Source organism: Acinetobacter sp. AS23 (genome assembly GCF_023612055.1).
GTDB lineage: Bacteria > Pseudomonadota > Gammaproteobacteria > Pseudomonadales > Moraxellaceae > Acinetobacter > Acinetobacter oleivorans.
Genome location: NZ_CP082274.1, coordinates 3,224,995 through 3,239,514 on the forward strand (window position 1 = coordinate 3,224,995; position 14,520 = coordinate 3,239,514).

The 14,520-nt window shown below is 38.2% G+C and carries 10 protein-coding genes; 2 read left to right on the plus strand and 8 right to left on the minus strand.

From position 1 onward, the window contains the following. Complete coding sequence (bioA, locus tag K6I41_RS15280; protein ID WP_250374729.1) at positions 1-1,281, minus strand: adenosylmethionine--8-amino-7-oxononanoate transaminase; 1,281 nt, start codon at positions 1,279-1,281, stop codon at positions 1-3. 93 nt (positions 1,282-1,374) lie between these two features. Continuing rightward, a complete protein-coding gene (locus K6I41_RS15285; protein WP_250374730.1) occupies positions 1,375-2,106 on the minus strand; it encodes an alpha/beta fold hydrolase in 732 nt (243 codons plus the stop codon). 356 nt (positions 2,107-2,462) lie between these two features. Between K6I41_RS15285 and otsB the strand changes: the two genes are divergently transcribed. Beyond that, positions 2,463-3,314 carry a trehalose-phosphatase gene (gene otsB, locus K6I41_RS15290; protein ID WP_250374731.1) on the plus strand — a complete coding sequence of 284 codons (852 nt, stop codon included), beginning with the start codon at positions 2,463-2,465 and terminating at the stop codon, positions 3,312-3,314. Further along, positions 3,302-4,735, plus strand: a complete 1,434-nt coding sequence (locus K6I41_RS15295) for an alpha,alpha-trehalose-phosphate synthase (UDP-forming) (RefSeq protein WP_199987820.1) — start codon at positions 3,302-3,304, stop codon at positions 4,733-4,735. Before otsB ends, K6I41_RS15295 begins: the two co-directional genes overlap by 13 nt. 67 nt (positions 4,736-4,802) lie before the next feature. Here K6I41_RS15295 and K6I41_RS15300 read toward each other — a convergent pair whose 3' ends face one another. The 6 genes from K6I41_RS15300 to K6I41_RS15325 all read right to left on the minus strand — a co-directional run bounded on the left by K6I41_RS15300 (position 4,803) and on the right by K6I41_RS15325 (position 14,337). Next, entirely contained in the window at positions 4,803-5,996 is a 1,194-nt protein-coding gene (locus K6I41_RS15300; protein ID WP_250375797.1) for an MFS transporter, read from the minus strand. A gap of 289 nt (positions 5,997-6,285) precedes the next feature. Beyond that, positions 6,286-6,750 (minus strand): heteropolymeric bacterioferritin subunit Ftn, encoded by a 465-nt coding sequence (gene ftn, locus K6I41_RS15305; protein WP_001214863.1) that lies wholly within the window; start codon positions 6,748-6,750, stop codon positions 6,286-6,288. A gap of 252 nt (positions 6,751-7,002) precedes the next feature. Then, on the minus strand, positions 7,003-9,042 hold the full coding sequence (ligA, locus tag K6I41_RS15310) for an NAD-dependent DNA ligase LigA (protein WP_250374732.1): 2,040 nt from the start codon (positions 9,040-9,042) through the stop codon (positions 7,003-7,005). Between the two features lie 94 nt (positions 9,043-9,136). Then, positions 9,137-10,180 carry a cell division protein ZipA C-terminal FtsZ-binding domain-containing protein gene (locus K6I41_RS15315; RefSeq protein ID WP_250374733.1) on the minus strand — a complete coding sequence of 348 codons (1,044 nt, stop codon included), beginning with the start codon at positions 10,178-10,180 and terminating at the stop codon, positions 9,137-9,139. Position 10,181: 1 nt separating this feature from the next. Continuing rightward, positions 10,182-13,631: a chromosome segregation protein SMC gene (gene smc / locus K6I41_RS15320; RefSeq protein WP_250374734.1), complete on the minus strand. Its 3,450-nt coding sequence runs from the start codon at positions 13,629-13,631 to the stop codon at positions 10,182-10,184. 10 nt (positions 13,632-13,641) lie between these two features. After that, entirely contained in the window at positions 13,642-14,337 is a 696-nt protein-coding gene (locus tag K6I41_RS15325) for a GntR family transcriptional regulator (RefSeq protein WP_004794249.1), read from the minus strand. Positions 14,338-14,520: the final 183 nt, after the last annotated feature.

Consider the following 14,520-nt stretch of genomic DNA (forward strand, 5'->3'; position numbering starts at 1 on the left):
TTAATGTGCTCCCTGTAACGTTTTAACAACGTCAACCAATTGTTCAAGCAAATCACTTAGCTCTTGTTGAGTGATGACATACGGTGGCATCACATAAACCAGTTTGCCAAAAGGACGAATCCAGATTCCACGGTCTACAAATTGTTGCTGTAAAGTTTTCATATCGACATTAAAGGTAAGTTCTACTACACCAATTGCACCCAGCACTCGTACATCAGCAACATAATCAAGCTGACTTAAAGGCATTAAATATTGGCTAAGCTGTTGCTCAATTCGCTTAATATTGGCTTGCCAATCTTGCTCAATTAACAATTGCGTACTTCTCAAGGCAACAGCGCAAGCAAGCGGATTGGCCATAAAGGTTGGACCGTGCATAAATACCCCAGCCTCGCCGCGACTAATTGTTTCTGCAACATGCTTTGTAGTCAAAGTCGCAGACAAAGTCATATAGCCGCCTGTTAATCCTTTACCTATGCACATAATGTCGGGCTCAACTTGTGCATGTTCCCACGCAAAGAGCTTACCCGTACGACCAAAACCAGTAGCGATTTCATCAAAAATTAATAACAGATGATATTTCTCGCAAAGTGCTTTAGCCTGACGTAAATATTCAGGATGATAAAAACGCATGCCCCCTGCACCTTGAACAATTGGTTCGATAATGAGTGCAGCAAGGTTTTCATGATTTTGCTGAATAGCCTGTTCTAGCTCGGCAATATCTTGAGGATTCCAATCTTCATGAAATTTGATCTGTGGTGCTGCTACGAAAAGACGGTTTGGTAAGCTGGTACCAAAAATCTGATGCATACCTGTCACTGGATCACAGACAGACATCGCATTCCATGTATCACCGTGATAACCCGAACGTGTAGTAATAAAATTTGTTTTTTGTGGTTGGCCTTGTGCTGTCCAAAATTGCACAGCCATTTTCAAAGCAACTTCAACGGCAACCGACCCTGAATCTGCATAGAAAATTTTATCGAGACTTGGCGGTGTAATTTTTAAAAGAATTTTCCCAAGCTCAATCGCAGGATCATGAGTTAGCCCACCAAACATGATATGTGACATGTTCTGTAATTGATCTGTCACTGCCTGATTGAGTTCAGGATGGTTATAGCCGTGAATTGCACACCACCAAGACGACATACCATCAATTAAAGTTTTACCATCATTTAGTTCAATCGTTGCCCCATAGGCACGTTTCACTTTAAATGTGGGTAAAGGTTGGGTCATTGAAGTATAAGGATGCCAAATATGTTCTAAATCAAAATTATCGGTCATCCTATTTACCCTTTTACAGCGTTCAAATCTTTCATTAAACACATGTTAAACCTGTTAAGAATGAAAGAAAATTGCGATATCAATCAAAGCTTATTAACTTTGCTGATGAATTGTTAAAAATTGGCAGATTTCTTCTATTGTTCTTTCGACCTGTAGGTAGGGAAAAGCATGTGTAGCATCTTTTAGTAGCTTATAACTCATGTTCTTTGTCGCTATATCTTTAAAATTTTCTATAATTTTGCAAGGAATGACATTATCTTGCTCGGCAAACAGATGAAGCTGTGGTCCCAGATAGTTTTTTACGTTACTTACCAGATTTAATTGTTCAAGCATTTGTAAACCTTCTAATAAAAGTTCATTTGAAGGTGGGCTTACTATATTTTGTATGCTTATCCAATCTTTTTTAGCTTGAGATGAGCCAAATGTAATTAAATAATAAAAGCGCTTTAAAGTAGCTTGCGGGTTCTGTAAAAAAGACGCTTTAAATTGACTAAATACATCAGTAGGCATTGCTGTTTGCCAATTGTCATTAGCAACGAAACAAGGGTTTGAAGCGAGTGTAATTAAAGTTTTAGTTTGCCCTGTTTGCTTGTAAAAAATATCAACCAGTTGAGTCGCTAACTGCCCACCTAAAGACCAACCGATTAACACATCAACTTCAGCCACTAAATCAAGCTGCGCTTGAAAGTTACGATCTAAAACATTAAAAATATTAATAAGTTGAGTATCAAAACCTTTTTTTTCCAAATGTAATTTTAGAGTTTGCAAAGGTTCCACACCTACTCCCCAACCCGTAATTAATAAAATTTTATTTTGTAACTTCATATGCCTGTCCAAAGCCAACTTTATAAGGATTATATAATATTATCGTTTTAAAATATCTTTTAAAATCAACATAAAAATTGAATTTCAAAAAGTAAAATCAAGGATTTATGAGTATTTAATATTCTGAAATATATTGATAAACAAGACCTGCATTATTCATAGTAAATATACAAAACTTTAATTATCTAAACATTGAAGCCACTCAAAAAACAACATAATCCACACTTCGCCTATAAATCCATTATGCAATGTAATTAATGTTAATACTTATGTTTTTTTATTAAAAGAAATGACTCATCAATTCATTTTAATGTTAGAAGATTAATTATTGAACAAAATATATTGGGAAGGCTAATATGAACAGTCAATGTACAATATCTGATGGGAGAGAAAAAAATACATATTTTGTTACACCAGATGATATTATAAAAAATTTATCTTTAGATAAAAATTACTGCTTATTTTTGGATATTGATGGGACGTTAGCACCATTCCAAATTAATCCTGAGCAAAGTTTTATTCCAAACACTACATTAGAAACTATAAAAAAAATTATTAAATTAAATATACCCGTTATTGCTGTAACAGGTCGAGATGTAGACACAGCTTGTAAGCTATTACAGTATATTGAGATTCCTGTTGCTGGCTTGCATGGTTTAGATATTTATTTTGGCTCAGATCATTATATTCGACCAGATTTAAGTTCGATTAATTTTAAAAAATTAAAACAAGATATTATGAAATCTTGTGAGAAATATCCTGAATTATTAATTGAGGATAAAGGATATTCTATTGCTTTACATTACCGAAAAAATCCTAACTTAGAAAATGATGCCATTAATATTATGCATCAGATTAATTCCGATTACCCCCAATTAAAAATAAATCATGGGAAATTTGTTGTTGAGTTAATACCAAACCAAGCTGACAAAGGTAAAGCAATTCAAACTATATTAAATCATCTTAATTTACCTTCTGTAGTACCGATTTTTATAGGAGATGATTTAACGGATGAATCTGGTTTTATTTTTATTAATCAGTACGCTGGTCTCACGATTAAAGTAGGCTCCGGAGAAACACAGGCCAAATATAGATTAAAAGATATTGATAATGTCGCGAATTTTCTTCTTTTATTTAAAAACAGAATAAAAAGCTTATATGTCAAAAATAGCCAAAATGAGAATGGAGAACAAATATGTCTAAATTAATTGTGTTATCGAACAGAATAAGTATGCCATCAGGTAAAGCTTCAGCAGGTGGCCTTGCCGTGGCTGTACAAGATGCTTTGAATGATAGTAATGGCATTTGGTTAGGCTGGAATGGTCAGCAAATCACCGATGGCGAAGCGCCAGAATTTGAACAGGCCTATTCTGAAGGAATTGATTACATTACCTGTCCTCTTACTCATCAACAATACGCGCAATATTACTGTGGATTTGCAAATAAGGTTCTCTGGCCAGCAATGCATGCCCGAGAAGATCTGATTGAATATGATGCAGAAGAATATAGCACCTATCAAAAGGTCAATCGGTTATTCGCTGAAAAATTAAAACAGCTTGCACAGCCTGACGATCTTATTTGGATACATGATTATCACTTTTTTAGTGTGGCGCGTTACTGCCGTGAATTAGGCATGCAAAATAAAATTGGTTTCTTCTTACATATTCCTTTTGCTAGCCTAAATATCTGGCACAAAATTCCAGTAGCTCGAGAATTAATTCAAGACTTGAGTCAATATGATGTTATTGGTTTACAAACTCAGATCGATCAAAATGCATGTATGCAGACTTGTCTAAATTTACTTGAAGCTCAGAAAATTCAAAGCAACAGTATTAGCTATAAAAAACGTCAAATATTAATTAAATCGTACCCAATTGGTGTTCAGCCAGAGATTATACAAAAGCAAGCCCAACAAGATTTGGCGACCTCTTCCGTGTTTAATTTTGAAGAAATCCCACGCCAAAAAACTATTATTGGGGTTGATCGTATTGATTACTCAAAAGGTTTACTCGAAAGATTTAATGCCTTTGCAACCTTTTTGGAAACCAGCCCCGAATATCATGGTTTAGTTCGACATCTTCAAGTGGCAATACCTTCTCGTATCGATATTCCAGCTTATCAACGTTTATACCAACGTTTTAAAACCAAGCTAGAGTTAATTAACGAAGAGTTTGCACATGAAGACTGGAGACCGGTAGATTGTTGCTATGACACGGTTCAACACCATAATCTTATGCACATTTACCGCCATTCAGATATTTGCTGGATCAGTTCACTACGCGATGGTATGAACCTAGTCGCTAAAGAGTATATTGCAGCCCAAGACCCAGAAAATCCTGGGGTACTCATTTTATCTAAATATGCTGGAGCTGCTGAGCAAATGTCTCAAGCCTTGATTGTTGATCCTCAAGATAGAGCGGCAATGATGGATACTTTAAAAATGGCTTTAGAAATGTCTAAAACTGAGCGTATTAATCGTTATCAGCAATTGATAGAGGGATTAACATCTTCTGATCTTACCAATTGGCGAAATAACTTCTTAGATGATTTAGAAAAGACACCAACCCTACTAATGAAGCCTCAGAGATTATTACAAGATAATTATCAATCTATCTATCAAGTTTTATAAATCTAAAAAAGAACATCGAGAAATTTAATTTCTCGATGTTCGCTAGAGGGGATCTATTATTTATAAATTAATTTGTCTTGATTAACGTAAAACGGTTAAGTAAAGCAATAATAAAAAGCAATACAGCTACACCTGTTAAAACCGTGCTTAAACCAGCCCATTCACCAATTAAACCGATTAAAGCTGGTCCACTTAATGAGCCTGTATAGGCAATCGTAGATACTAAAGAAAGTGCTGCTGCTTTCGGCATCTTATTTTGTCGACCTACGCGAGAAAACATCACTGGTACAATATTAGAACAGCCTAATCCTAATAGTGCATAACCTAATACAACCACTTGCCACACAGGTGCTGTCACAATAACAGCCATACCAATCGCAGCCCCAAGTGCACTATAAGTCACAATATTTTTTTCGCCCCATTGCTTAAGCAAGACATGACCTGCAAAACGACCAGTGGTCATGCTAAGCGCAAAGAAAGTATATGCGAGACCAGCAAAAGCAGGATTAAGTTGATATTTACTCGTTAAATAAATACCACCCCAATCCATCGCCGCACCTTCTGATAAAAAGGCGATAAAACACATCATACCAATAAGCAGAATAATGCCATCGGGACGATAACGTTTTTTCGGTGCTTGAGTTGTATCTTCATGTGGCTTTTCATCCTGTTCAAAAGACGTTAAACAAGATGGAATCGCAACACCACCAATAACAAGCAAAATCATAACGACTGACAAAGTACTCATTAAGGGTGAAAGCCCTACTGCCAATAGTGCTGTCACAAGCATAGCGCCTGTTAAGCCACCAAGACTACACATTCCATGGAAGCTAGACATGAGCGCTCGCAAGCTATGTTTTTCAACAACCACTGCTTGTAAATTAATAGCTACTCCAAGACATCCTGCTGCCGATCCAAAGACAAACAATGCTACAGCCATGGTCACAATGCTGCTCCACATCGTAAGGCTAGGTAATAAGACCATTAACAGCATCAATGCTAAAGCAATTAGCGGACGACATCCCCAGCGCTTGACTAAAGCACCAGTCGCAGGCATAGCAATCATTGAGCCAATACCCATACAAAGCAAAAGTAAACCAAAATCAGCATGATTTAGGTTTAGGCGCTGCTGCGCAAAAGGAATGAGAGGTGCCCAAGCTGCAGTCGCAAATCCTAAGCTAAAAAAGCTTAGTCGTGTTGCAAGACGCTGTGTGCTTAAGAGAGTAGCTGTGTCTAAAACAGCAGGTTTGGTAAATAACATATTTCGCGAACTCACCATAAAATCATTGGCGATCCATACCAACCGATTTTCCATAGAAAAACCCTTGCCTCATTAAATTTCTAGGCAAGGGTTTTATTGGCGAAATTATAAACAATTTCATAAAAAAAACAGGGGGTGCGATACAATTTTTCTGACTTTTTTGTAACTGCCAAAGCCTTATATAGTAAGGCTTTGAATATGTTCAATTTGACAAAATTAACATTTAAGCGATGAGTTGATTTTATAAAAATAAGCCCATAAAAAACCCAGCTTAAGCTGGGTCTTTTTATTAAATTTGAGATTGAATATAGTTTTGTAAGCCAATCAACTCAATTAAACGTAATTGCTTTTCTAGCCAATATGTATGGTCTTCTTCAGTATCTGATAATTGTTGACGCAACATATCACGGCTAATGTAATCGCCCTTCTCTTCACAAAGTTTGATACCTGTCGCTAACTTTTCGCGAACATGATATTCAAGCGCCAAATCAGCTTTTAAACAAGATACAACGTCTGTACCAACATTGATATCTTCACGATGCATGTTTGGTTTAGCACCTAAGAACAATACACGGCGAATGATCGCATCAGCATGAGAAGCTTCTTCTTGCATCTCATGATCAATACGTTCATAAATTTTATTTAGGCCCCAATCCTCATACATACGAGAATGGATTAGATATTGATCACGGGCAGCCAATTCTCCGCCAATGAGCATATTTAAATAGTCTATGACTTCTGGATTGCCACGCATAATAAATCTCCTATCGTATGAAGACTATTATGGGCAATCTTAAAAATGATTGCAAAACAAAAAATAGTTAAGTTTATGATTTTTATCAAATTAAAATGAGAAACATACGCATTTGCAGTTTAAGTTATTTAAATTTCCTGTGCAAAAAGAAACGCTTGTCTGATTTATAAGCTCAAACAAGCGTTAAAATATAACTTAAACCATCAATTTATAAATTTGTAACTAAAATCAATGGTTCTTATTTCGGTAGACCTATTCGCTTAAAGTCTGCCCGTAGCTCGCCATAAGTGATAAGAAATCAGTCTCATTCATAACAGCAATACCAAGTTTTGCTGCTTTTTCTAATTTCGAACCTGCTTTCTCGCCCGCAACAACGCATTTGGTCTTGCTTGATACACTACCGCTTACACGCGCACCTAATGCTTGTAGCATTTGAGTCGCCTGATCACGGGTCATTTGCTCTAATGTGCCTGTTAACACCCAGCTTTCACCATTTAACGGCTGACGTGTTGGAGCTGTTGGCGCATCCCAATGAATTCCGGCTGCAATTAAGCGATCAAGCACTTCAATGTTATGTGGTGCCAAGAAAAAGTCAGCAATCCACTCTGCGGTAATATCACCGACATCTGGGGTTTTCTTTAAAGCTTCAACATCAGCAGCTTTAAGTGCTTCTAAAGTTTGGAAAGTATTGGCCAACATTCTAGCTGTTGTTTCACCCACCCCACGAATTCCCAGAGCATAAATAAAACGAGCAAGCGTTGTCTTCTTACTGGCTTCAATGGCATCAATGAGGTTTTGTACCGACTTCTCACCCATTTTTTCAATACCGAGCAAAGTTTCTCGGTGCTCATGCAAATGGTAAATGTCGGCAACATCTTTGAGCAAATCGAGATGTAATAAAGACTCTACCCAGCGGTCTCCCAGACCTTCAATATCGAGAGCTTTACGTGATACGAAGTGACGAATCGCTTCAATTCGCTGAGCAGCACAGTAAAGGCCACCAGAACAACGTGCTAAAGCTTCTCCCTCAGGCATTACAACTGGTGAGGCACAAACAGGACAGCTTTCAGGTAAATGTACAATTTCAGCGTCAGGTGAACGGAATTCTGGCCAAACTTTTTCTACTTTAGGAATAACATCGCCCGTACGATAAACACTAACCGTATCACCAACACGTACATCTAGACGATGGATTTCACCAATGTTGTGTAAAGTTACGTTGGAAACCGTTACTCCCCCTACAAATACAGGGTTTAAACGCGCTACAGGAGTTAAAGTACCTGTACGCCCTACTTGCCAATCAATCTGATCAACTGTAGTTAATGCAGCTTGTGCAGGGAATTTATAAGCCGTTGCCCAACGTGGCTCACGACTTAAGAAACCAAGTTGTTGTTGCTGTTTTAGGTCATCAACCTTTACGACCATTCCATCAATTTCAACTTGTAGATCTGGACGCTCTTGTTGAATTTGCTCATAACGCTGCTGTACTTCTTGAATTGAATTACATAGATATTGACGCTCAGCAATTTCAAATCCAAGTTGCGTAAGCCATTGTAGGCTGTCGTGCATGGTTGTTAAGCTATGATTTGGTTCGCACTGGGCAATACCATACGCATAAAACGCTAAAGGTCTACTAGCAGCAATATTCGGGTCGAGCTGTCTTAAACTACCTGCTGCGGCATTACGCGGGTTGGCAAACGTTTTCTCACCTTTTGCTTCCTGATCGGCATTAAGTTTTTCAAAGCCAGACTTTGGCATGAGTACTTCACCGCGGACTTCAAGCAAACGTGGAATTTCAAATTGATCTGAATGCAACACTTTCGGCAAGTTGCGAATTGTTTTAACGTTTTGGGTAATGTCTTCTCCGGTTTCTCCGTCACCGCGTGTAACACCACGTGTTAAAACACCGTTTTCATACCAAAGCGAAATCGCAAGACCATCAAGTTTTAGTTCTACTTCGTATTGTACTTTTTGGTTAGGCAAACGCTCTTCAACACGGCGAGCAAATGCAAATAAGTCTTCCTGATTAAAAACATTCCCCAAAGAAAGCATCGGAACGACATGAGTCACACTTTGAAATTTAGAGAGTGCTTGGCCGCCTACCTTTGTCGTTGGAGAATCTGATTGAACCTGATCAGGATATTGCTCTTCTAAAGCTTTTAACTGGTGAAATAAATGATCATATTCACTGTCCGAGATTGTCGGCTGATCCATCACATAATAGGCGTGGTTATGCTTTGCAATCAGTTGAATAAGCTGACGCATCTGTTCGATCACGGAAGTTGTTGCCATTATGTTATTCACCATAAAAAAGGGTGGAAATTTCTCCACCCTGAGCTGCGACTAGATATATTGCAATTATCGCAACGAACGTAAAAAATTAAAACTAGGCAGTCGCATGTGCCGGACGATAATCAATCACATGATGACGCCAGTGCTCTTTTAACTGTGGTGTAAATTCAAGATTATTTTCATCATAAACTTTGCCATCAATTTCACGAGCAATTAAACCTGCAATACTCGCCATCATGTCAAAACCAGTTACGGCTTTACTGTTTGGAAGCGCAAGGAAAAATGCCAACCCTTGAACTTGTTCACTAGACAAGGTTTCAAGATCAAATCCAGCTGGTCCATTGTCTGTCATACGTAACACTGAAAACATCAGTACGCTCGGCTCATCCGTATTTTCATAGCGATGGAAACACGACATTTCGCCATAACGTAAACCGTATTTTAACAATACTTTAAGTGCTTTATCTCCAGACAACGCGCGACGCGGGTTCGGATAGACATTTAAAGCAATAATCTGTTCAGCCATCGCTAATGCACTTTCATCATCATAGCGTTGCTGTTCATGCAAATGAACATCCAGAATATTACTCTCGCCTTCAAATTCAGCAATTTCGGCAGTTTCAATATTTGGGTTTAAACTCAACTCAGGCTCAGTTTTTTCACTTTCAGATTTCAAGTTTTCTTCTGATAAAGCTTCAATTTCCGATTTAACAGAAACCGTATCAACTAACTCAGCTGAACTGTCTGTGTTAATGGTAGAGCTTTTTACAGTTTCTTCAGATTTAATCTGGTCTGAAGAGTTTTCAACAGCGGGTTGAGTTGATTCGGCTGAAATTGATTTAGCAGGTTCTACAGCCAAAGTTTCTGTTTGTTTTGTTGTACTAGTTTCTACCGATGCAGATTCATTTAACGTCGGCTCTACTCGCTCTGTACTAGTTGCTGATACACGTTCAGCTTCAGCTTGTTCAAGCTGATCTCGCACATGTCTAGGTATAACTGGTTGATTACTATCAGGATTAATATGCAAATCACTGTCTAATGAGGGTTCGGCATGGTTTGACTTTTTTAAAATCATTTTTAAGCCAATTAGCATAATAATAATGGCGACAACGATGCCAATAATCGTATTGATTTCCATTCTATGACTCCGAAACTAACCCGTATTCTTTTGCCTGTTCTAAATCGACAGTGACTAATTTTGATGTACCCGGTTCAGGCATGGTCACACCCAACAAATCAGTTGCCATGGTCATCGCCAGCTTATTATGTGTAATGTAAATGAATTGTACATGTTCAGAAAGCTCTTTTACCAAATTACAATATCTCTGAACATTCGCATCATCAAGTGGTGCGTCCACTTCATCTAACACACAAAACGGTGCCGGATTCAATCTAAAAATCGCAAATACTAATGCTAACGCTGTTAAAGCCTTTTCTCCACCGGAAAGTAATGCTAGAGAACTATTTTTCTTACCCGGTGGTCTAGCCATCAGTTTAACACCAGATTGCCAGTCATCTTCAAGGCTTAAACTCGCCTCACCACCATTAAAGACCTTTGGAAACAGATTTTGCAACTCTTGATTAATCTGATCAAACGTTGTCATAAACAACTTACGGGTTTCCTGATCAATGCTTTTCATCGCATCTTTTAGTTGAGTTACCGTATTTTCCAAATCTTGGATCTGGTGACTCAACTCATCAAAACGCTGAGAAACCTCTTCAAACTCTTGTGAAGCCGCAAGGTTCACCGCACCGATTTTTTCAAACTGTTTCTGTACTTTTTCCAGTTTTTGCTGGTGCTCAGTTAAATCGATTTGTAAGCCTTTTTGGACTTCGGCATTTAACTCTTTGAGTTGCTCTTGGTAATGTTCACGATCTGACTTAGCCGCTTGCCATGCCAAACGCTTTTCTTCAAGTTGCTCTCTGAGTTGTTCATCTTTTTGTTGATATTGATGACGCTGATCTGTCAGGGTTTGTTGTTTTTCCTGCACACTATTGAGTTCAAGCTGCCATTCATTCCAGTTCTTTTGCAACTTTTCAGTTTGAGCAAATTGTTGCTGAAATTCTGACTCAAGATTTGGTAACTCTAACTGAATAGGGTCAACAAATTTTTTCGCCTGCTCCATTTGAGCATTAATCTGCTGATATTGACTCTGCAAGAACGAGATATCTTTTTCAAGCAACTCGATTTGTTGACTGGTTTGCGTACTACTACGGCGTAAAATCTCGCGTTCTTGTTGTTGATGTTGTAGAGCTTGTTGCTGTTCTTCTAACTGCTCTGTTAAGTCTTCCACCCGAAATTGCAAAGTTTTATAATCAGGTAAAATGGTTTCAAGTTTGATTGCTAGAGCATGCAAATCAATCTCCAGATCATCTTTTTGCATTGCATCTTCTTCAAGCTGCATGTCTAGCTGAGCTAACTGATCTTTCAATTGCTGCTTTTGCAATAAAAATGCTTGTGCTGCGGTTTGCTGTTTAGCAATTTGCACATCAAGCTGTTGTAAGTCTTTTTGTTTTTGTTTAACAACTTGCTGTTTCTGCTGCAAGTCAGACTGCAACTGCCCTAGTTCATCTTTTTGCTGAACTAAAATTTGATCTAATGCTTGTAATTCAGGTTGTTGCTTTTCAAGGGCTTGTTCAATTTCATCTAGACGAATGCGATGGCTCAGCATACCTTGTGCACTTTGACTCTCGTCATCATACATAAGGGCAATCACCCAATCCTGCCCGACATGATAGCCATCTAAAGTCAAAATAGACTGACCATGTTGTAATTGCTTTTGCTCATTTAAAGCAACAGTCAAATCTTGTGCAATCGCTACATTCGAAAAGATTGATAACTGTGGCGAAGCAATCCAGTCATTTAAACAGGCTAAATTACCTTTAAATTGATTTATTTGCTCTGAAGGTTTTAACTGGCGAGCAATTCCTTCCTGAAAGGCTTGTTCAGTTTCAACAATATGAGCTTGCAACCATTTTGCTAAAAACTTTTCAACGATCTGTGCATGTGGCTTGCCTTGCTCTGTTAACTGTAGAGCCTGCATTAAGCGTAGTGCATTTTGATGTTGCTTTGGACTTTGTTTAGCAACAAGCTGACTTAAGTTTTTCTGCTCAGATAATAAAACCTGTATTTCTGTTTTTAGCGTTTGTTGTTGATTTTTACTTAATTGATGTTGCTGTTGAGATTGCTCTAAACGTAGTAATTGTTGCTCAATTTCAGCCTCTAACGTCGAGATTTCACGACGTAATTGCTGCTGTAATTGCTCAAATTCACCCTGCTCATCTTCATGAACATGTGATTGAATCTGACTTGCTTGATGTTGCAACGTTTCTTTTTGCTGTTCAATGCGTTGAACATTTTTGCCTAATTGCTCAATTTGAGCAGACATTTGCATTTTTTGCTGCTGTTGTTTTTCAACCTGAGCTTTTACTTGTTCAAATTGTTGCTGTGCTTGTTTTTGCTGAGATTGTAAATCAGCAAAGTTTTGTTCAACTTCCGTTGCAGTATGCTCAATTCCAGTTAATGATTCAGTTTGTTCATCTAACTGATTATTCAGTGTTTCAAGTTGCAATTCAGAAAGTTGTAAACGTTCTTTAGTTTGGAATTTTTGCTGTTCTAACTGAACGAGAGTCATACTATTTTGCTGGTATAAACTCTGTTTTTGTTCCAGAGTCATTTTCAGTTCAGATAGTTTTTTCTCAGCTTGTTGCCACTCTTGTTGTAGTGGTGAAGATTGCTGAATAAGTCTCTGAAATAAAGCACTGGTTGCTTCTAAATCATGTTCAATCGTACTTAACTCTGAGCGGACTAATTTAAAAGTTTCACCCAGTTCATTCATTTGAACTGTATATTCTTCTTGAAGGCGTACGCTTTTATCTGCCTGAAAGGACAAAATTTCAATTTTTAGGGTCCGAATCTGGCTTTCCAGAGTCTTATATTGAACCGCTGCTTCTGATTGACGTTTAAGCGTCTTCAGCTGTGATTTTAATTCAAGGGCAATATCTTCTAAACGTGAAAGATTTTGCTCAGTATGTTCAAGATGTTGCAAAGTCTCACGTCGACGAGCTTGATAGCGTGAAACACCTGCTGCCTCTTCAATAAAGATGCGCATTTCTTCAGGTTTGGCATCAACCAGACGGTTAATCATACCTTGTTCAATCACAGCATAAGAGCGTGGCCCTAAACCCGTTCCCAAGAAAATATCGGTAATATCACGACGGCGGCAACGTGTGCCATTTAAGAAATATTCGGATTTACCTTCACGGGTGACCTGACGACGAACGGCCAACTCATTATAGGCATTATATGACCCGCCCAATTTGCCATAGGTATTATCAAAACGTAGCTCAACACTCGCCACGCCCACTGGCTTACGCTTGGAGGTTCCTGTAAAAATAACATCTTGCATGCTACCACCACGTAGCTGACGAGCATTTGATTCACCCATCACCCAACGAATGGCATCAATTACATTTGATTTGCCACAACCATTTGGACCAACCACTGCTGTGCGGTTCGCCTTAAAATTTAAAGTTGTACTATCTGCAAAAGATTTAAAGCCGGAAAGTTTTAAACTGCTTAAACGCATAATGCCCTAACTAGCGGCGTGAGCGTCTTGCCCAGGCCAATTCAATCTGTTTCATTCGTGTCAGCGATTCCAACACAAGGTTACGTAAGTGTCGACAAAAATCTTCCATAAATAAAGCGGCTTGTTGTGATTTTCGGATCAAAATTGCATCAGTCACGAGTTTAAATAATGCAAATGCTTCTTGTAGTTCCCGCTTAGAGGTATTTAAGGTCAAAAAATAACTGCGACGTAGTGAAGGTAGTAACTCTTTATAGAACTTCATTAGGTAGGGATTACCCACCATATCTTGCTGTTCAGCGAGATATTGAAAAACACCATCATAAAATTTTTCGATATCTCCTGCTTTTACATGCTCAAGAAGTTGTTCCAACAATAGTTGCAATTGATCTGCTTCATGTGCGCGCCATGTTTCACTGATACGTTGAACAATATGCCCCAATAACATCACGTTTGTGTCAAACAGTGCTTTAACCTGCTGTGCAGACATTTCTGAAACAATTGCCCCGCGGCGTGGAAATATCTCAATTAAATGAGTACGCTCTAATAATAACAATGCTTCACGAACTGACCCTCGGCTTACATCTAGCTCTTTGGCAATACGTAATTCTTGAATACGCTCGCCTTCAACCAGCTCACCACTAATGATCTGTTCGCTAATATATTTGACAATTTGCTCAGAAAGACTTTCTGTCTCTTCGAGATTCATAAATCACCCGCTACTTTTTATATGCATTAATCCATGCTTTTCTTTCGCATCCTTGTTTTTAACTGATCGTACCGATTAAAAACTATGTCATTGTCTGACAATTTTATTGCATTTTAAGCCAACCCATTTAAAAACAACACCAAAATCGGATGAATAAAAGCCCCGAATGTTCTTATTTTACTG

Excerpts from the sequence above, each read along its gene's own strand:
- otsB (WP_250374731.1), top strand. The coding sequence starts at position 2,463 with ATGAACAGTCAATGTACAATATCTGATGGGAGAGAAAAAAATACATAT.
- K6I41_RS15295 (WP_199987820.1), top strand. The coding sequence starts at position 3,302 with ATGTCTAAATTAATTGTGTTATCGAACAGAATAAGTATGCCATCAGGT.
- ftn (WP_001214863.1), bottom strand. The coding sequence starts at position 6,750 with ATGCGTGGCAATCCAGAAGTCATAGACTATTTAAATATGCTCATTGGC.
- K6I41_RS15300 (WP_250375797.1), bottom strand. The coding sequence starts at position 5,996 with ATGTTATTTACCAAACCTGCTGTTTTAGACACAGCTACTCTCTTAAGC.
- K6I41_RS15315 (WP_250374733.1), bottom strand. The coding sequence starts at position 10,180 with ATGGAAATCAATACGATTATTGGCATCGTTGTCGCCATTATTATTATG.
- K6I41_RS15285 (WP_250374730.1), bottom strand. The coding sequence starts at position 2,106 with ATGAAGTTACAAAATAAAATTTTATTAATTACGGGTTGGGGAGTAGGT.
- K6I41_RS15325 (WP_004794249.1), bottom strand. The coding sequence starts at position 14,337 with ATGAATCTCGAAGAGACAGAAAGTCTTTCTGAGCAAATTGTCAAATAT.
- smc (WP_250374734.1), bottom strand. The coding sequence starts at position 13,631 with ATGCGTTTAAGCAGTTTAAAACTTTCCGGCTTTAAATCTTTTGCAGAT.
- ligA (WP_250374732.1), bottom strand. The coding sequence starts at position 9,042 with ATGGCAACAACTTCCGTGATCGAACAGATGCGTCAGCTTATTCAACTG.
- bioA (WP_250374729.1), bottom strand. The coding sequence starts at position 1,281 with ATGACCGATAATTTTGATTTAGAACATATTTGGCATCCTTATACTTCA.